The sequence below is a fragment of the Lacipirellula sp. genome, from assembly GCF_965279485.1.
Taxonomy (GTDB): domain Bacteria; phylum Planctomycetota; class Planctomycetia; order Pirellulales; family Lacipirellulaceae; genus Lacipirellula.
Window position 1 is genome coordinate 4,371,634 of sequence record NZ_CBDIIC010000002.1, and the last position, 20,011, is coordinate 4,391,644.

The 20,011-nt window shown below is 66.0% G+C and carries 10 protein-coding genes; 6 read left to right on the forward strand and 4 right to left on the reverse strand.

Annotation, left to right across the window (positions count from 1 at the left end; genetic code table 11):
* Window positions 1–79 precede the first annotated feature (79 nt).
* Window positions 80–5,398, forward strand: coding sequence for a beta strand repeat-containing protein (locus ACQY7R_RS24980; protein ID WP_428308269.1), 5,319 nt, complete (start codon window positions 80–82; stop codon window positions 5,396–5,398).
* Window positions 5,399–5,468: 70 nt separating this feature from the next.
* Here ACQY7R_RS24980 and ACQY7R_RS24985 read toward each other — a convergent pair whose 3' ends face one another.
* Window positions 5,469–6,122 carry a response regulator transcription factor gene (locus ACQY7R_RS24985; protein WP_428308270.1) on the reverse strand — a complete coding sequence of 218 codons (654 nt, stop codon included), beginning with the start codon at window positions 6,120–6,122 and terminating at the stop codon, window positions 5,469–5,471.
* A gap of 115 nt (window positions 6,123–6,237) precedes the next feature.
* Window positions 6,238–7,683, reverse strand: a complete 1,446-nt coding sequence (locus tag ACQY7R_RS24990) for an ATP-binding protein (RefSeq protein ID WP_428308271.1) — start codon at window positions 7,681–7,683, stop codon at window positions 6,238–6,240.
* Window positions 7,684–8,175: 492 nt separating this feature from the next.
* On the opposite strand from ACQY7R_RS24990, the gene ACQY7R_RS24995 reads away from it, so the two are divergent.
* From ACQY7R_RS24995 to hemW, 5 genes are all read left to right on the forward strand, one after another.
* On the forward strand, window positions 8,176–9,519 hold the full coding sequence (locus tag ACQY7R_RS24995; RefSeq protein WP_428308272.1) for an MFS transporter: 1,344 nt from the start codon (window positions 8,176–8,178) through the stop codon (window positions 9,517–9,519).
* A 62-nt stretch (window positions 9,520–9,581) separates the two neighbouring features.
* Window positions 9,582–12,611 carry a nitrite reductase large subunit NirB gene (gene nirB / locus ACQY7R_RS25000; protein WP_428308273.1) on the forward strand — a complete coding sequence of 1,010 codons (3,030 nt, stop codon included), beginning with the start codon at window positions 9,582–9,584 and terminating at the stop codon, window positions 12,609–12,611.
* A gap of 93 nt (window positions 12,612–12,704) precedes the next feature.
* Entirely contained in the window at window positions 12,705–14,414 is a 1,710-nt protein-coding gene (locus tag ACQY7R_RS25005; protein ID WP_428308274.1) for a DmsC/YnfH family molybdoenzyme membrane anchor subunit, read from the forward strand.
* A complete protein-coding gene (locus ACQY7R_RS25010; protein WP_428308275.1) occupies window positions 14,414–16,651 on the forward strand; it encodes a molybdopterin oxidoreductase family protein in 2,238 nt (745 codons plus the stop codon). Before ACQY7R_RS25005 ends, ACQY7R_RS25010 begins: the two co-directional genes overlap by 1 nt.
* A gap of 139 nt (window positions 16,652–16,790) precedes the next feature.
* Entirely contained in the window at window positions 16,791–17,912 is a 1,122-nt protein-coding gene (gene hemW / locus ACQY7R_RS25015) for a radical SAM family heme chaperone HemW (protein ID WP_428308276.1), read from the forward strand.
* Window positions 17,913–18,018: 106 nt separating this feature from the next.
* Here the strand turns inward: hemW and ACQY7R_RS25020 are convergent, their stop codons facing one another.
* Both ACQY7R_RS25020 and ACQY7R_RS25025 read right to left on the reverse strand, forming a co-directional pair.
* Window positions 18,019–18,717: a hypothetical protein gene (locus ACQY7R_RS25020; RefSeq protein WP_428308277.1), complete on the reverse strand. Its 699-nt coding sequence runs from the start codon at window positions 18,715–18,717 to the stop codon at window positions 18,019–18,021.
* A gap of 272 nt (window positions 18,718–18,989) precedes the next feature.
* Window positions 18,990–19,859 (reverse strand): uracil-DNA glycosylase, encoded by an 870-nt coding sequence (locus ACQY7R_RS25025; protein ID WP_428308278.1) that lies wholly within the window; start codon window positions 19,857–19,859, stop codon window positions 18,990–18,992.
* Window positions 19,860–20,011 lie beyond the last annotated feature (152 nt).

The following is a 20,011-nucleotide window of genomic DNA, read 5'->3' on the forward strand; positions in this document are numbered from 1 at the left end:
CAGGTGATCCAGGAACCAGCAGACGCGGCACGAGCCATGGGCCGCGAGTCTCATACTCAACTACCAGAGGTAACATCACATGCATCCAGCCAGCCAATTGGAAACGAGACGTGGGGACTTCTGGACAAATTGCGCCCGTGCTTCGCGCGGCGTTTTTCTCACGATCGCGAGCTTGGTGGCCGGGGCGGCGGCGGTAGAGGCGGCGACCTCCACCGATACCGGCACGAATGGGACAGTGGGGTCGAATGGCTCGGCTGGAAACCCCGGCGGCAACGGCGGGCAGGGCGTCGATGGCGGCGATGCGACGGCTAACGCCACCTCCACCGACACCAGCAACACGGCGACCGCGAACGGCGGCGTTGGCGGCGGCGGCGGCAACGGCGGTGCAGGCAACGCCGCGGGCGCAAACGGCGGCAACGGTGGTCCCGGCGGCGCGGGCGGCGACGCCACCGCGACGGCGAACGGAACCCCACCGGCGAGCAATGCGACGGTCTCGGCGACCTCGACGGGCGGCGTGGGCGGCAACGGCGGCAGCGCTGGGGCCCCGGGCGCCGGTGGAGCGCCTGGCGTCGGCAGCGCCGGTGGCAGCGGCGGCACAGCGACTTCGAACGCCACCGTCACGTCGACGGGGACAAGCAACGCTTCGTCGACGGCGAACGCCACGGGCGGCAATGGCGGTTCGGGCCGCGACGCCGGCGGGACCGGCGGGGCGGGCGGTACGGCGAATGCCACCGCGACTTCAACGTCCGTTGACGGTCCGGCGAGTGCGACGGTGAGCGCGACTGGCGGCATTGGCGGAGCGGGAAGTTTCGGCGCTCAAGCGGGAGTCGGCGGCTCCGTCGTCCTCAACAACGCGGTCTCGGCGACGACTTCGGGCGCCGTCACGCTGTCGCAATCGGCGACGGCCGGGGCCGGCGGCGCGAGCGCTGGCGCCGCTCCAGCGGGGATAGGCGGCAATGCGACTTCCACGCTGACCTACAGCCGATTGAGCGGCGGGAACACGACCGGCACGTTGAGCGCGATCGGCGGAAACGGCGGTCAAGCCAGCGGCGGCACGGCAGGGGCCGGCGGCGTCGCCACATCGAACATCTCGCTGACGGGCGCAGCGAACGTGACCTTCACGCAAACCGCCGCGGGCGGCACGGGCGGCAACATTGCCACTGGATTCCCCGGCAGCGGGGCTGCGGGCGGCTTGGCGGCGGTCGCAGGCGTCGGAACATCGAGCGGAGCGGGAACGGTGTCGGGGACGCTCAATGCCGTCGGCGGCAATGGCGGCACCGGCCGCGGCGGGGGATTCTCTGGCGGCCTAGGCGGCGGAATCACCGTCAACCTGCTCAACCTTAGCTCGGTGAGCGGCGCCGTGACCGGAATCGTCAACGGCACGGGCGGCAACGGCGGCGTCGGTAGTGACAACGCGGCGGGCGGCGCCGGCGCCGCGGCGACCCTTGTCGACCGACTGACTGCGGCCACGACGGGCGCGACGACGATGACGCAGACCGCGGTGGGCGGAAACGGCGGAGCGAGCACCGGCGCAGGCGGCGGCAATGGCGGGACGGCAACGTCCAATTTGACGTTCTCCAGGGCCGTAGGCGGAGCGACCACGGGAACGGCGAATGCGACCGGCGGCAACGGCGGCGGCGCCAGCGGCGGCGGTTCCGCAGGGTCCGGAGCGGCTGCCGACACGAGTCTCAATCTGACGGGCGCCGCGGCGGTCACCGGTACGCAAACCGCCACTGGCGGCAACGGTGGCGCGATTTCCGTCGGCTCGACCGGGAGCGGCGGGGCCGGCGGTGCAGCGACCACTGGCGGATCGGCGACCTCGGCTGGCACGAGCGCCGCGATGGCCACGATCAATACGGTCGGCGGGAACGGCGGCGGCGGCCAGGGGAGCGGGTTCACTGGCGGCGCCGGCGGGGCCGTGAATGTGTCAGCGCTCACGTTGGCGGGCGTCGACGGCAATCTCACCGGCACGGTCAACGCGACGGGCGGCAACGGCGGCGCAGGCGCCACCGGGGCTAGCGGCGGCGCGGGGGCGAATGCAGCGCTGAGCAACGAGTTGACGTCGGCAACGACCTCGGGAACAGTGACCTACACGCAGGCGGCTGTCGGCGGCAACGGCGGCGCCAGCGCTGGGGGCAACGGCGGCGCCGCGGGCAACGCCGCTTCGCAAGCGAATCTCACGCGCGCCAGCGGCGGCGCCACGACGATGACGCTCAACGCCACGGGCGGCGCGGGCGGCGGGACCGGTGGGGGCGTTGCTGCCGCCGGCGGTACGGCGACGACAGGAGTCACTCTCAGCGGAGCCGCGGCAGTTACCGCGACGCAGACCGCGACCGGCGGCAACGGAAGTGCGATCACGGTCGGGTCGACCGGTAGCGGCGGGAATGGCGGCGCTGCGACTGGCAGCGGGGCCGCGACGGCGGGCGGAACGGGAACCGCGACGGCCACGCTGAACGTCGTGGGCGGTAACGGCGGCGCGGCGCAAGGGGGCGGCTTCACCGGCGGAACGGGCGGCGTGCCGACGATCTCGGCCCTCACGCTCACTGCGTTGAGCGGCAACCTCACCGGCACGATCAACGCCACCGGCGGCAACGGCGGCGCTGGAAGCAACAGTGCCAGCGGCGGCGCCGGGGCGTCTTCATCGTTGTTGGACGAGCTTTCTCCCGCTACCTCGACGGGCACGCTGACGTTCACTCAAGCGGCGATCGGCGGCAATGGCGGCGCCGGCACCGGAACGGGCGGCGGCGGCGTGGCCGGAAATGCGTCCTCGATCTCGAATGTCTCGCGAGCGAGCGGGCTGGCGACGACGACCACGGTTACTGCGACCGGCGGCGCGGGCGGCGCTGGCGCGGGTGCGGCAGCTGGCCAGGGCGGTTCGGCGACTACCGGCGGCGCGGTGACGAGCGCGGCCGCGGTGACGACGACTCAAACCGCGACGGGCGGCAACGGTGGGGCGATTGCGGTGGGTTCCTTGGGAAGCGGCTCCAATGGCGGCAGCGCGACCGCGGGCGGTTCAGTAACCGCAGGTGGTACGGGAACCGCGACGGCCACGATCAACGCCGTCGGCGGCAACGGCGGCGCTGGTCAGGGCGGCGGATTATTCGGCGGCAACGGCGGCGCGGCCACGGTGTCGTCGCTATCGCTCGTCGCAACGAGCGGTAACCTCACCGGCACGGTGAACTCGACCGGCGGCAACGGCGGCGCGGGAAGCAGCAACGCAGCGGGCGGCGCCGGTGCTTCTGTTTCGCTAGTCGACAAACTCGCGACGGCAACCTCGTCGGGGAGCCTGACCTACACGCAAGCGGCGATCGGCGGCAACGGCGGCGCGAGCACCGGCGCCGCCGGCGGCAATGCCGGAAATGCGACTTCGCAGTTGACTTTTGCACGCGTGCTCGGCGGCGCGACGACGTCGACGATTAACGCCACGGGCGGCAACGGCGGCAATGGCGGCGGAGGGGGCGCCGGCGGACTCGGCGGCACGGCCACGACGGGGCTGTCGCTCTCCGGAATCGCTGCGGTGACCGGAACCCAAACCGCGACCGGCGGCAATGGCGGCGCGATCGCCGCAGGTTCCTCCGGCAACGGCGGCGTAGGCGGCAGCGCGACAAGCGGCGGATCTTCGATCTCGAGCGGGGCGAGCGCCGTTTCCACCACGGCGACCAGCATTGGCGGCAACGGCGGCGCGGGGAGCGGCGCGGGGGCCTCTGGCGGCGCCGGCGGTACGCCGTTTCTCAACCTGACGAGCGGCACGTCGGCCGGCGGGGCCGTGACCGTCAACGCGAACTCGACCGGCGGCAACGGCGGCGCCGGTTCCGGGGGCGCTAATGGCGGCGCTGGCGGGGCTGCCTCGTTGGTGAATCGCGCCGATGGTTCTACGACCGGCGCCGTGACGCTCAATCAAACCGCCGTCGGCGGCAACGGCGGCGCTGGCGCCGGTACGGGCGCGGCTGCGGGTTCAGGCGGCGCGTCGACTTCCAATCTCACGTACTCGCGCGCTACCGGCACGGGAACGACGGCCACGACCAATGCGACGGGCGGCAACGGCGCCGCCGGTAGCCTCGGCGGCACGACGGGGGCGGGCGGGTTGGCGACCTCGACCCTCGCCCTCACCGGCGCGGTCGCGACGACAGCCAGCGCTAACGCCACCGGCGGCAACGGCGGCGGCATCGTGGGCGGCAGCGCTGGCCTTGGCGCGAATGGCGGTGCGGCCGTCGCGACGAGTTCAGGCACGAGCTTGGGCGCGTTTGCCGCGAGTTCGACCGCTACGGCGACGGGCGGCAACGCGGGCGCCTCGAGCTCCGGCCCGGGCGGCAGAGGGGGCGACGCGACCGCGACCGCCAATGCCTCGAGCAGCGCAGCGGCCAATGCCACCGCGACCGCGACGGGCGGAACATTCTCGCAACGGAGCCTACGCGGCGCGGCTGTCGCCCAGGCGACCGCGAACGGCGTGAGCGGCACGTCGACGGCTACCGCCCTGTCGGGCGGCGGGCTCATCACGTCGCTGCAATCGCAATCGTCGGCGCCAACCTCGGGAGAGAGTCAAGCCTTCGCGCGTTCCGGCGTCGGCGTCGCTGCGCTGGACGCTGCCGCGGCCGCGGGGATTGAATCGGTCGCCTACGCCGTCGGCAGTCCGGCGGCGGCCGACGTTACCAATTTCTTCGCAGGTAATCCGAATTCGCAACCGCACTTCAATTTGGCGGGCGATTCGTTGCCTGGCGCTACGAGCGAAGTGCTCGGCCTGGTGACGCTGGGCGGGGCGTACGCCGCCGGCGCGACCGGCAATCGGACCTACACGAGTTCTGCGACGTTTGCGATTGATCTGTCGACGCTGGCCAACCCTCGGCAGGATTTGATCGTCGCGTTGCTGGATACCAACGTCGTCGGCGCCGGCTTCGATTCGATGACGTTTCAGATCCAGCGCGAAGGGGCGAACCCGCCAATCGTGAACCAGACGTTCAACAGCGTCGCCGCGGCGAATGCGTTCCTCAGCGACAACGTGCTCAACCTCGGGTCGAACGGCGCGGGGAACGTGAGCGGTGATTTGAACTTGGTGTTCAGCCTTTCGCTAACGACGAACGACGCGGGCGCTGGGTTCTCGTTTGATTTGCTGTTTGGCAATTCGACGTTTGGTTCGGCCGATTTCGACACGGACGGCGACGTCGACGGCGGCGACTTCCTAGCCTGGCAGCGAGGATTCGGAACTGGAACGACCAAGCCGCAAGGCGATGCGAACGGCGACAGCGCCGTGAATGCAAGCGACCTGGACGTTTGGAAGAATCAGTACGGGTTTGTTGCGGCGAGCACCGTGGCGGTGGAGGGAGTTCCCGAACCGAGCGCTTGCGTGTTGATGCTGATGGGCGCGCTGGCTGCTGGCGTTCGGCGGCAACGCCGCGCGTAAGGACAGGGAGTCGTTTGGATAGGCCGCCAGCGGGGATGGCTCGGTTCCGGCGTGGTCTCCGGAAGACGACTTACCGCAGCTCGCGCGATTGGCGGAGTTCGCTCATCAGGCGGTGCGTGGCGGTAAGGTCGATGAGCTCGGCGACGCTGGCGACGTTCAGCTTTTTCATCAGCGACGAGCGCCGCATTTCGACGGCTCGTTCGCTGATGAACAGCTTGGCGGCCATCGCTTTGTTCGGTTCGCCGGCTTGGATCATCGTCAGCGTTTCGCGATCGCGGTCGTTCAGCACGGCGATGCGCGTGACGAGGGCAGCGAACTCCGCTTCTTGGGAACGCCACGCGGCGTCGAGCGCTAGCGCGCGCTCGACGCGATTCGCGAGCGTCTGGCGATCGAACGGCTTCTCCAAGAACTCGACGGCGCCGCTCTTCATCGCGGCGACGGCCGTGGGGACGTCGGCGTGCGCGGTGATGAAGATCACCGGCAGTCGTTTGCCTTCGTGGAGGAGTTGCTCGTAAAGTTCCAAGCCTGATTGCCGCGGCATCCGGACGTCGAGGATCAGACAGCCGGGCATCTCGCGGCGGTAGAAGCGATGAAAGCCGCCGGGCGTGCTGAACGTGACGACTTCATGCCCCAGCGCACCGAGCAGCGCGGCGAGCGACTGTCGCATTTGTTCGTCGTCGTCAACGACAAAGAGCTTCGGCGCGGGTGGGGTGGCTGGCGTCATTTGGAAGACTGGACAGGATCACAGGATGGATGGGATCGACGGGATCAGCGTGCGAGCTTCGAGTCGTGATCGAACGTGAATGGCTGTTTCGGTATTTGCATCCTGTCGATCCGCTTCATCCTGTGATCCTGTCCATTATTTCAAACGGCTCCGCTTCGTTGGCGAGCGAAACGTTAGGCTGGGTGACGGGAAGTTGGAAGGCGACGTGCGCTCCGCTCGTGGCGGGGCGAATGCGGATGTCGCCGCCGTGGGCTGCGATGATCGTGCGGCAGATCGAGAGGCCGACGCCGAGTCCCGCGGCCTTCGTGGTGTGGAAGGGGGCGAAAGGGGCTTCGAGATCGGCGGCATCGAAGCCAGGGCCGTTGTCGAAGACGTTCACTGTTGCCCAATCGTCGTCGACTTCCAGCTCGATGGCAATGCAGCGCGACGCGGCGGGGATCGCCAGCATCGACTGCAGGGCATTTTGCACGAGATTTACTAACACTTGTTGGATTTCAATGGGGTCGGCGGCGACTTGTACGGGGTGCTCGCCGAGGCGCAGGTCGAGCGTCGTTTCATGGCGACGAATCTCGTACTGGCAGAGGTCGACGACTTCGCGGATGAGCGCGGCGAGGTCGACTGGCTCATAATCGTTGGCGTCGTCCTTCGTGCGGGCGACGAAGCGGCGGATGCGGTGGACGATTTGGCCGGCGCGGAGCGATGCCTCGGAGATCTGCCGCAGGTATTGGTGCAGGCGGCGATCGTCGGCGGGCGGCGATTGTTCAAGAATCACCTCGCTGGCCGCGGCGAAGTTGGCGATCGCGCCGAGGGGTTGATTTAGTTCGTGCGCGAGCCCGATCGCTAAATGGCCCATCGAAGCGACACGGTCGGCGTGGCTCAGTTGCGCGGCGAGGCGGCGGCTGTTCGCTTCGGCGAGTTTCCGTTCGGCGACTTCATGCTGGAGCGAGGCGACCATCTCGGCGAGGTCGGCGGTGCGCTGGGCGACGCGATGCTCGAGTTCGTCGACTTGTGTGCGGATCGCGCGGGTGGCGGGGCGGACGACGAACCAGCCGAGCGTTACGAGCAGCGACGCGACGGCGGCGGCGATGGCGAGGCTGTAGATGCGAAGGCGGGCGACCTCTTGAGCGGCTTCGAGCTCGAAGAGGCCGACGATTTGCTCCATACGCGCGAGGAAGGGAGCCTCGTGCGTGAGGATGGCGGCGGCCCGCGGCGGTTCGTCGTTGCCGGCAATGATTTGTTGCGCGGCGTCGACGATTGGTTGGAAGTCGTGGTCGAGCGCGGCCCATTCTGATTCGAGTTCGGCGGAAACGATGCGCGGGATGCGGAGTTCGTCGCTGCCGTGGCGGAGGGCGTCGTTAGCAGCGATCCATTCGGCGAGGGCAACGCTCAGTTCCGCTCGGCTCGCTTCGCGCAGTTGCGAATCGGGAGCAGATTCTGCAGCGAGCGCGGCCTTCGCCAACTTCTGGCTGAGCATCCGCTGTCGGCCAGCGAGGTTGATCACCGGGGCGTAGGCGTCCATGCGGACGAGCAGCGGCTGGATGATCGCTTGGTCGATGATCATCAAACTGGCGACGACGCCCAGCACCAAGATGTAGCGCCGGCCGAGGCGCCGGATGAGGGCGTCGGCGGAACGAGGGGCTGAGGCGGGGGTGGGTTTGTGGGGCTTCAGTGTGGAACCACTGCTGAACGCAGATCGAGGCGAACGGAGGATGGCCGACTGCTAATGAAAATGGCGTTCCAAAAAGGTGCGAGTGGGTTGGAAGGCCGCGAAATGCCTTGCTGGCGGGAGATGAAACTTGTCAGCTTCGGATTTCCGAAGTGTCGGCCGGCGGGGGGTGCCCAAGGGGTGTGCGGTCGTGCGTACAGACGCGGCAGCGACGGAACGCGTTTTTTTTAGGGATGGCCGAGATCGCTTCGGGCTTCCGAAGAAACGGCGCTCGGTGCGCTCATTGGCCCTGGGGTTGCAAACGGAGGTCGCACCACACGCGTGATCAGCGGTTTGGCGGAACCCTGATCACTCCATCCACAATGGAACCTCTTGAGTGATTCCGCCATGGAAGCTGACGGCAAAGCGACGCGTCTCGCACTATTCAATCTCTCGACGCCGAACATGCGGGCGTTCCACATGGCGTGGATCGCCTTCTTTCTATGCTTCTTCGCTTGGTTCGGCGTGGCGCCGCTGATGGCGGTCGTGCGCGGCGAGCTGCAGCTGACGAAGGAGCAAGTCGGTTGGTGCATCATCGGCTCGGTCGCGGCGACGGTCTTCGCGCGGCTGCTGGCGGGTTGGATGTGCGATCGCATCGGGCCGCGGCTGACGTACACCGGGCTGTTGTTGCTCGGTTCGATACCGGTGATGGCGATCGGGCTCGCGGATGATTTCAAAACGTTCCTGCTGTTACGCGTGATGATCGGCGCGATTGGGGCGTCGTTCGTCATCACGCAGTACCACACGTCGCGGATGTTCGCTGCGAATTGCGTTGGCACGGCGAACGCGACGGCGGCGGGTTGGGGCAACCTTGGCGGCGGCGTGACGCAGCTGGCAATGCCGCTGCTGTTTGCCACGCTCGTGGGCTGGGGGCTCACTGAGGCTGTGAGCTGGCGGGTAGCGATGGTGATCGTCGGCGTGCTCTGTGCACTCACCGGCGTCGCCTACTACTTCTTCACGCAAGATACGCCGGAGGGAAACTTCCGCGAGCTACGAGGTGACGGCAAGATACCGCGCGTCCAGGCGACGAAGGGGGCGTTCGGCGAAGCGGCCCGTGATCGGCGGGTGTGGGCATTGTTTCTCATCTACGGCGCCTGCTTTGGCATGGAACTGACGATCGACAACATCGCGGTTCTCTACTTCATCGATTACTTCGACTACTTCAAGACGCTGGAGCAGGCCGAGGCGCTGCGGACCGCAGGGATGATCGCGGCGATGTTCGGCGGGATGAATCTGTTCGCTCGCGCGGTGGGCGGATTGATCGCCGACCGTTGCGGCAATCGTTGGGGCCTTGATGGGCGGGTGAAGTGGCTGTTCATCGCCCTGTTCGGCGAGGGGATTGGGCTGATGCTCTTCTCGCAAGCGACGACGCTGTCGCTGGCGATTCCGCTGATGATCACGTTCGCGATGTTCGTAAAGATGTCGAACGGCGCCACCTACGCGGTCGTGCCGTTCATCAATCGTCGGGCGCTGGGGGCAGTGAGCGGTATCGTCGGCGCTGGCGGAAATCTGGGGGCCGTGGCATTCGGTTTTTTGCTGAAGGTCGAGGGGCTCGATTGGCACTCGGCCCTGTTCATCGCGGGAATCGCGGTGACGTGCATTTCGTTCGCGAGTTTTGCGATCACGTTCCGCGAAGGGGTGGAAGTGCGGCAATCGCTCGACCTGCCTGCCGCCGAACCTGTGCCCGCCTAACGCAGCACGCGACGTGGGATTCGCCGCTTCCATTCCTTCCAGCGAACTCGATGAGCAAACTCATGACTCACTCGACTGCAAAACAAACCGTCGTCGTCATTGGCAACGGCATGGTCGGCCAGCGGTTTTGCGAACGGCTGGTCGAATTTGACGTCGAGAAGCGTTTTCGCATCGTGACGTTCTGCGAGGAACCGCGGGCGGCGTACGACCGTGTGGGGCTGACGTCGTTTTTTGCGCACCGCGATGCCGAGCAGCTGATGCTCGCGCGGCAAGAGTGGTATGCCGAGAATGGGGTCGAGCTGCATATTGGCGATCGGGCGTGCGAGATCGATCGCGCGCGGCGGATCGTTCGTTCCGATCGCGGCGTTGAGATCGCTTACGACCACGTTGTGCTGGCGACCGGTTCGTTTCCATTCGTGCCTCCGGTGCCGGGCGTCGATAAGACCGGCGTGTTCGTCTACCGAACGATCGAGGATCTGCAGAACATCATTAAGTATTCCGGCACCGCGAAGCGTTGCGCTGTCATCGGCGGCGGGTTACTGGGGCTCGAAGCGGCCAAGGCGGCCTACGACCTGGGACTCGAAACGCATGTTATCGAGTTTGCTCCGCGGTTGATGCCGCGGCAAGTCGATGACGCCGGCTCGCGGATTCTCGTGAACAAGATCGAGTCGCTCGGCGTGCGGGTGCACCTCAACCGAGCGACGAAGGCGATTCACGGCAACGGCGCGGTCGAGCGGATGGAGTTCGCCGACGGCGACTCGATCGACATTGAGATGGTGATCGTCTCGACGGGGATTCGCCCGCGCGACGATCTCGCGCGGCAATGCGGCGTCTCGGTGAGCGACCGCGGCGGCATTGTCGTGAACGATCGGCTCGAAACGTCCGACGAGCGGATCTCGGCGATTGGCGAGTGCGTCGTCCATGGCGGTATGGTTTACGGGCTGGTGGCGCCGGGGTACGAGATGGCCGAGATTGTGGCGGCGAATCTCACCGGCGGCGAGCGGCGGTTCGCCGGCGCTGATCTCTCGACGAAGCTGAAGTTGATGGGCGTCGACGTGGCGAGCTTTGGCCGCTACGAAGCGCCGGCGTGCGATGCGACGCCGCTGACGTTTGAAGACCCGTTCGCGGGCGTCTACAAAAAATTGCTTTTTTCGCGCGACGGCAAGCAACTGCTCGGCGGCATCTTGGTCGGCGATGCGAACGACTATGGCAAGTTGTCGATCTTCGCGAAGAGCGGCGGGGCGTTGCCTTGCGCGCCGCACGAACTCATCGTCGGGGCCGGCCCGGTAGGCGGGGCTGGTCTCGACGTGATGCCCGACACGGCGCAGGTTTGCTCGTGCAACAATGTGACGAAGAGCGCCATCTGTGCGGCGATCAGCGATGGGGGCGTCGACACGCTCGATGCATTGAAGCGCTGCACAAAGGCGGGCACCGGTTGCGGCGGCTGCATGCCGCTGGTGACCGATCTGTTCAAGGCCGAGCTAAAGCGGGCCGGCAAGGCGGTCGTCAATCACCTGTGCGAGCATTTTTCTTACTCGCGGACGGAGCTGTTCGCGATGGTGAAAGCGAAGGAGCTGCGGACGTTCGGCGCCGTGCTCGCGCATTGCGGCAGCGGAACGGGCCACGGGTGCGAGCTGTGCAAGCCGGCGATTGCGTCGATTCTGGCAAGCTTGTGGAATGACGTTATTGTCGACGCCGAGCATGAGACCCTGCAGGACAGCAACGATCGGTTTCTCGCCAATATTCAGCGAGGCGGGACGTACTCGGTCGTGCCGCGGGTGCCGGGCGGCGAGATCACGCCGGAGAAGCTGGCAGTCATCGCCGACATCGCGCGGCGGTACGGGCTCTACACGAAGATCACCGGCGGGCAGCGGATCGATATGTTCGGCGCGCCGGTGCAGCATCTGCCGGAGATTTGGGAAGAACTGGTCGACGCCGGTTTCGAAAGCGGCCACGCCTACGGCAAAGCGGTCCGCACCGTGAAGAGCTGCGTCGGCACGACGTGGTGCCGTTACGGCGTGCAAGACTCGGTCGGCTTCGCCATTCGCGTCGAGAATCGCTACAAGGGGATTCGGGCGCCTCACAAAATCAAGATGGCCGTCTCGGGGTGCATTCGCGAGTGCGCCGAGGCGCAAAACAAAGACGTCGGCCTCATCGCGACCGAGCAAGGGTACAACCTCTACGTCTGCGGCAACGGCGGGTCGAAGCCGCGGCATGCTGAGCTGTTTGCGACCGACCTCGATGAAGCGACGGCGCTCGCGTACATCGATCGCTTCCTGGCCTACTACATCATGACTGCCGACAAGCTGACGCGCACTGCCGTGTGGCGGGAGAAGCTGGAGGGGGGGCTGGAGCATCTGCGCGACGTGGTGATTCACGACAAGCTTGGCATCGCCGGCGAACTCGATGCGATGATGCAACGGCTGGTCGACACCTATCAATGCGAATGGGCGGCGGTGGTCCGCGATCCGGCGAAGCGGGAGCGATTCCGGCAGTTCGTCAACAGCGACGAGAACGAGTCGTGCATCGAGATCGTCGGCCAGCGCGAGCAGACGCGGCCAGCCGATTGGCCGAGCGAGTTCGTGTCGCTGGAACAGTTCCGCATGACGGATGGCCGCTCGTGGGCGGAGCATGAACAAGAACGCTCGACGGGGCTGCGGTGGGTGGCCGTGGGAAGCGTCGCTGATTTTCCTGTCGATGGCGGAGCGACGGTGAAGTATGGCCGTTCGCAATTAGCGGTGTTTAACTTTGCCAGCCGCGGCGAATGGTACGCCAGCCAAAACATGTGCCCGCACAAAAAGGCGTTCGTGCTGTCGCGGGGCATCGTCGGCGACGCGGCCGGTGAGCCGAAGGTGGCGTGCCCGCTGCACAAGAAGACGTTTTCGCTGGAGAACGGCGAGTCGCTGCAGGGGGAGGAGTACCGCATTCGGACGTTTGCGGTGAAGGTCGAGGGGGAGCAAGTGTTTTTGGAGTTGCCGCCGCCGGAGGTGCTTGATGAGCAATTGGCGACGGAGATTGGGTGCCGGTTGGCGTCGTCGTGCGTGGCGGTGGAACCTGCTGCGGCTGTCGTGGGTGATGGCGTGATGGTTTGACGCGATCACCTCTCGCACTTCTTCACCCCTCCCTAACCCTCCCCATCGAGGGGAGGGGACCAGAGGAATCGTTAATGTTTGGCGTTTCCCCGCATGATTGAACTTCCCGTCCTCAACTCGAATCGATCGAAGCCGCCGTTCAGCGGGCCGGCGCTGGTGGCGCAGCTGCTCGCCGAGCAGCAGTCGATGTCGGCGGTCGAAGAGTTCAGCCGGTGGCACGAGACGGATGTTGCTCGCCCCCAATCGCGGCAATATCGCAGCCTGCTCCCCGCGACGCCGCCGGGGCCGGGGGATCAGTATGCGTTCGAGGTCGATCTCGATCGCTGCTCGGGCTGCAAGGCGTGCGTCGTCGCGTGTCATACGCTCAACGGGCTCGACGAAATGGAGACGTGGCGCGACGTCGGCCTCATGGTCGGCGGTTCTACCTCGGCGCCGGTGATGCAGCATGTCACCACGGCGTGCCATCACTGCCTCGAACCGGCGTGCATGATCGCGTGCCCGGTGAACGCCTATGAGAAGGATGCGGTCACGGGGATCGTAAAGCATCTCGACGACCAATGTTTTGGCTGCCAGTACTGCACGTTAGCGTGCCCATACGAAGTGCCGAAGTATCACGCGGGCCTCGGCATCGTGCGGAAGTGCGATATGTGTTCGTCGCGGTTGGCGGTGGGCGAGGCGCCCGCGTGCGTGCAGTCGTGTCCGCATGAAGCGATTGTCATTCGCACGGTGAGCCGACGGCAGGTGGTGGAAGACGCCGAAACGACGGCGTTTTTGCCGGGGACGCCCGATCCGCAGATCACGCTGCCGACGACGAGCTTCAAAACGAAAAAGCCGTTCCCGCGCAACTTGTTGCCGGCGGACTACGCGCGAGTGAGCGCTCAGCACGCCCATTGGCCGCTGGTGGTGATGCTAGTGCTAACGCAGCTCTCGGTGGGTGCGTTTTGCGTGGGGCTGGCGCTGGAGGCCCTCGTGCAACTGCCGAGCGGCACGTCGCTGCGACCCGTGCATGCGATGGCGGCGCTGGGGTTCGGTTTGCTGGCGCTCGGATCGAGTTCGCTCCACCTCGGCCGGCCGCAGTATGCGTTTCGCGCGGTGCTGGGGCTGCGGCACTCGTGGCTGAGTCGGGAAATCGTCGCCTTTGGATTGTTCGCGGGGTGTGCGTCGGCTTACGCCGCAGCCGTTTTTTTGCTCGGACGAATTGAGTTCAACCTCGAACCCGCCGTCGAGCCGCTCGGCTGGAGCGTCGCGGCGACCGGGGCGATCGCCGTCTTCTGCTCGGTGATGATCTACGTCTTCACGCAGCGCGAGTACTGGAGCTTCACCCGCGTCGGCGTGCGGTTCACGCTCACCTGCGCTCTCTTGGGCATCGCGGCATTGTGGCTAAGCATGCTGGCGGCGATGCTCGCGGCGCCCTCTCTGCAATTGACTGAGCTGGTTGCCAAGGTGAGCCCCTTGCTCTGTCGCGCACTCATCCTCACCGCGGCGGTGAAACTCGCGTGGGAAGCGGCGATCTTCCGCCACTTGCTGTTCCGTCGGATGACGCCGCTGCGGCGGTCGGCGATGCTGCACGTGGGCGAACTATCGCGCGTGACGCTGGCCCGCTTTGCGTTGGGCTTGCTCGGCGGCTTGCTGATGCCGCTGTTTCTACTCAATCAAGCTGCGTTGGTTGGCGATGTCGCCAGCGCGGAGTTCATCGGCGCCGCGAGCCTGCTGTTCGTGGCCTGCCTAGCCGGGGAGTTGCTCGAGCGGTACCTCTTCTTCACCGCCTGCGCCGCCCCCAGAATGCCGGGAGGGATTCGTTGATGAGCCAAAGTCCGACCGATGGCGTGCATCCATCGCCCTCGCATCGATTCATCCCCCGGCTGTTGCAGCGCACCGGTCCGCTCACCGAGTCGATTGCGCTGAGCGAGTCGGACTTCAGCCCTCGCTTGCTTCCTCAGCAGATTCAGGGCGATCGAGCGACCGCCTCCGTTTGTGGCTTCTGTTCGACAGGCTGCAATCTCAACGTCCACCAACGCGGCGACGAGGCGATTGGCCTTAGCCCGGCGACCGATTATCCGGTCAATCTCGGCATGGCGTGCCCCAAGGGGTGGGAGGCGCTGGCCGTGCTCGACGCGCCCGACCGCGCGACGCGGCCGCTGTTGCGGAGAGGCGCCGGCAAGCTGGAGCCGGTGAGTTGGGACGTCGCCGCGACGACGTTCGTCGACCGCATGCAAGCGATCCAGCGCGAGCACGGCCCGCAATCGGTCGCGTTCCTCAGCACAGGGCAAATCGTCACGGAAGAGATGGCGCTGCTCGGCGCGGTGGCGAAGTTCGGCATGGGCATGCTCCACGGTGACGGCAACACGCGGCAGTGCATGGCGACCGCGGTGGTCGCTTACAAGCAGGCCTTCGGCTTCGACGCGCCGCCGTACACGTACGCCGATTTCGAGCAGTCGGACACGATCGTGCTGGTCGGCAGCAATCTCTGCATCGCCCACCCGATTCTGTGGCAGCGGGTAATGCGAAATCAGTTCGAACCGCAGATCATCGCTATTGATCCGCGGACGACCGAAACGACGATGGCGGCGACGCAGCACTTGGCGCTGCAGCCGAAGTCGGACCTCACGCTGTTCTACGGCGTGGCGAACCTGCTGATTGAACGTGATTGGATTGATCGCGAGTTCATCGACGCCCACACGAACGGTTTCGACGAGTTCGCGGCGTTCGTCCGCAGCTTCCCGCTGTCACGCGTCGTTGCGGAGACGGGACTCGCTGCCGAGGCAATCGAACGCTTTGCCGAATCAATCCACAATGGGCTGCGGGTTTCGTTCTGGTGGACGATGGGGGTCAATCAAAGCCACCAAGCGGTGCGCACGGCCCAGGCGATCATCAACCTCGCGCTGATGACCGGCAACATCGGCCGGCCGGGGACGGGGGCCAACTCGATCACCGGCCAGTGCAATGCGATGGGGTCGCGGCTGTTCAGCAATACGACGAATCTGCTCGGCGGGCGCGACTTCGCCAATCCAGAGCATCGGCAAAAAGTCGCCGGCATCCTGGCGATCGACGAATCGCGAATTCCGCACGAGGCGAGCTGGCCCTATCACCGCATCATGGAAGGAATTCTCCGCCGCGAGATCCGCGGACTGTGGGTGGTCGCGACGAACCCGGCCCATTCATGGACCAACCAAGAGACGGCTCGCGACATGCTCTCGCGGCTCGATTTTCTCGTGGTGCAAGATATGTATCACTCGACCGAGACGGCCCGCATCGCCGATCTCGTCCTGCCGGCCGCGGGTTGGGGAGAGAAAGAGGGAACGTTCATCAACTCCGAACGCCGCATCGGCGTCACGAGCAAAGTGGCGCGGGCGCCGGGCGAGGCGCTGGCCGACTTTCACATTTTCAAGCTGCTCGCCGAGTACTGGGGCTGCGGCGAGATGTTCCGCCGCTGGGAATCGCCGGCGGCGGCGTTCGAAATCCTCAAGCAATTGAGCGCCGGCCAGCCATGTGACGTCGCCGGAATCGAGGGCTACGCGATGCTCCGCGAGCGCGGCGGCGTTCAGTGGCCGTACCCCGCCGACAGCGACGAGCACGCGACGGAGCGTCGACTCTTCGCCGACGGGAGGTTCTTCCATCCGGACGGACGCGCGAAGTTTATCTGTGAAGAACCGCGCCCGTTGCCGGAACCGACGACGAGCAAGTTTCCGTTCACGCTCCTCACCGGTCGCGGGTCGGTCGCGCAGTGGCATACGCAAACCCGCACGGCAAAGTCGGCCGTACTGCGGAAGCTTTATCCGCAGGAGCTGTACGTCGAGATCAATCCACTCGACGCCGCGGAGCGAGAAATCGGTTCAGGCGATTTAGTGGTCGTCGCTTCGCAGCGGGGCGAGGTTCAAGGGCGCGCGATGGTGACGCCCGCCGTGCAGCCCGGGCAGCTATTCATCCCGATGCATTACGAAGCGACGAACCGACTGACGCACCCGTCGTTCGATCCCTACTCGCATCAGCCGTCGTATAAAGCGTGCGCGGTGCGAATCGAGCGGGCGGCGCGGCATTAGGCAGGGGCGCTGCTTTGCCCCGAACGATTGCTCACCGTAGAATGCCTAGCACTACCGGAAGAACTGCCTGACAGAGGCTGGTTCCTCGTTTTCTGGGTGTTCTCGCGGCGATGAGGTTCGCGGCAGGTCCACGATCCACATGGCGCCACGTTCGGCTTACATTCACGTTCCCTTCTGCAAGTACCGCTGCGGGTACTGCGATTTCGCCATCGTGGCGAATCGGGACGATCTCGTGGGCGCGTATCTCGACGCCATCGCTGCCGAGCTGAGTTGGCTCGGCGAGCCGCGGGAGGTCGACACGCTTTACTTTGGCGGCGGGACGCCGAGCCATTTGGAGGCGGGGCCGCTGCGGCAGCTAGGCGAGACGGTGCGGCGGTGGCATCCGCTCGCGGCTGGCGGCGAGTGGACCGTCGAGGCCAATCCGGAGAGTCTCACCGAGGATCGAGTCGACGTGCTGGCCGAGTTGGGGGTGACGCGGCTGAGTCTCGGGGCGCAGTCGCTCGACGATGCGAAGCTGCGGGCGCTGGAGCGGAATCACGATCGGGGCGATGTGCTGCGGTCGATGGAGTATGCACGCGCGGCGGGAATGCAGGTGTCGGTCGATCTCATGTTCGCGGCGCCGGGGGAGACGCTGGAGCTGTGGCGGCGCGACTTGGCGGCGGTCGTCGAGCTTGCGCCGGATCATATTTCAACCTATGGACTCACCTGGGAGCCGGGGGCGGCGTTCACGGTGAAGCGGGACAAGGGGCTGCTCCGTCCGCTGGATGAAGAGCTAGAGCGGACGATGTACGGCGAGGCGATTGATCGGCTAGGGGCGGCGGGGTTCGAGCATTACGAAGTTTCGAACTTCGCGCGGCCTGGCAGGCGGAGCCGGCACAACGAAGTCTATTGGGCCGGGAGCGAGTACTTTGCCGCGGGTCCGGGGGCGGCGCGGTACGTCGACGGCGTGCGGTCGACGAACCATCGGAGCACGACGACCTATCTCAAACGTGTCGCGGCAGGGGAGTCGCCCGTGTTCGAGCAGGAAGAGCTGAACGCCGAAGAGCGGGCCCACGAGCTGTTGGTACTGGGGCTGCGGCGGCTGGAGGGGGTCGACCGGGCGAGCTTCGCGACGAAGTCGGGCCACGAGGTCGACGCGATCGCGGGGGAGGCGATCCGGAAGTTCGTCGAGCTGGGGCTGCTCAGCGACGACGGCTCGCGGGTGAAACTAACCCGCGAGGGGCTCTTCGTGAGCGACGGCCTGTGGCCGGAGTTGCTCTAGTCTTCTAGCCCCCGGCTCCGCCGGGGGGTAGCAGTACGAGAGGCGACGATTACCGGCATCGTGGCCGACCCCCCGGCAGAGCCGGGGGCTAGAAATGCGTGGCCACTTAAAGCGGCGCGCGGGGTAGGTCGCGCGGGTATGGCGGGTCGTCGACCGGAGGCAGGTAGCCTTCGGTCTCTTCGGCCCACATTTGGCGTTCGTCTTCGTTCGCGTAATAGCGGAGCCAGGCGTCTGGATCGCCGTCGGTGTTCGCGCAGTCCCAGTGGAGGTAGTTGCTCTGGCGGCGGATCATCTTCTCGTGCGACGGCAGAATATCGCGGTAGATGATGCAGTAGAGCTGGCGGTCGGTCAGATGATCGGTGAAGTCGAGCACGACGTGCTTTTCGTACAGCCGGCCGACGGTCTGGTAGAGGTAATCGCGGACCTGTTGGTCGTTGAGATCATCGGGGTGCGGCAGTTCGAGCTTCGGCTGGAACCATTCGCAGATCGGCAGGATCGGGGCGCGTTCCCATTCGAGCATCGATTCAAGGAAATCATTCTCGGCGCCCGTGGTCATCACGTGGACGTTGACGCGATTGATCGATTCGTCGAACAGCGGCTCAAGGGCGTCGCGCAGCTGCGCGTTCCGCAGGAGGTGTTCGACTTCGTCGGAGCGTGGGGAGTTGGGGAGCATCATATTCAGGGCGTGCCGCACGCGGAAAACGAAGAATTCCCAAAAGCAAACGTCATTCGCAGCAAACCAGGAAAAAGTTCGGTGCGACGCCAAAGTTGCGAGCGATTGTTGAAGCCAATCGTTCGCGGCCATGTGTTCGACTCTATCAACGGGAAAGAGCCGAGAGAATAGTTCTGCACCTTGTTTTGCCCTCTCAGAAAGAAAGCGGAAAAATACCACCGTTACGACCGGCAATGTTCTCCCAGCCTTCCGATTGTGCTAGCGGCGAGCGGAGGGGTGAGGGGGTGTTTGCGGTTGAGGGAGTCGGCGTGGTGAGCGGAAGGGGTCGGGGGCCTTTTGCCACTGGGTGGATTACTTCGAATGGAAAGCCTCCAGTGGCAAAAGGCCCCCGACCCCGTTGGGCATCAATCGACCGGCGTGCCGAGTTCTCGCATCAGCAGCTTCATGTCTTCCCAGGTTTGCTTCTTGGCCGAGGGGGTCCGCAGCAGGTAGGCCGGGTGGTAGGTGCAGACGACCTTTACGCCCTGGAACTGGTGGACTCGGCCGCGGAGCTTGCCGATGGTTTCGGTGGTGCCGAGCAGGTTCTGGGCGGCGACGGAGCCGAGGCAGCAGATGAACTCGGGGTTGATCAGCTGCAGCTGCCGGTTGAGGAAGCGGCGGCAGTTTTTTGCTTCTTCGGGGAGCGGGTTGCGATTCCCCGGGGGGCGGCATTTGAGGATATTGAGGATGTAAACGTCCTCGCGACGGAGGCGGCAGGCTTCGAGGATTTTGTTGAGGAGCTGCCCGGCCTTGCCGACGAACGGCTCGCCTTGCTGGTCCTCGTCGGCGCCGGGGGCTTCGCCGAGGAATACCAGCCTGGCCTGTGGATCGCCGACGCCGAAGACGGTTTGCGTGCGGGTGCTGGCGAGTTCGTAGCAGAGCGTGCAGGCGGCGACTTCCTCGGCGAGGACCTTGAGCGTTTTCGCGGTGGAGACGTCGCCCGCTAAAGCGGGGGACGCCGCTTGAGGGTAGGGGGCGGTTGGGCGGGGCTTCGGGGGAGGGAGAGGGCGCTCCGCAGATGGCGACGTAGTGGAGACGCTAACGGGCGGGGCGGCGGTTGTTTCGGTCGCCGCGACGGGAGCAGGCCGTTGCTTGGCGGCCTCGCGCCACTCTTGGGCGACGGCGACGCCGCTGGGGAGTTGTCGGACTCCCGCCCCGGCGAGGCTTTCCAGCGTCTGCCGCAGGGCGTGGCGGAGCCGATCGTCGTTCGCGGGTGGCTGAGGCGCGTCGGCCATGTGGGGGAGATCTCCTAACGTTTCCGTAAGGCCAGTTATAGGGCCAAAATTGCCCGCCGAAAGGGGTTACGCCGCCGCTGGCGACGCTACTCCGCCCCGGCGGCGTAGATTATGATGGACTCCTCCATCGCCCCGCCGAGAAGTTGGTTCCC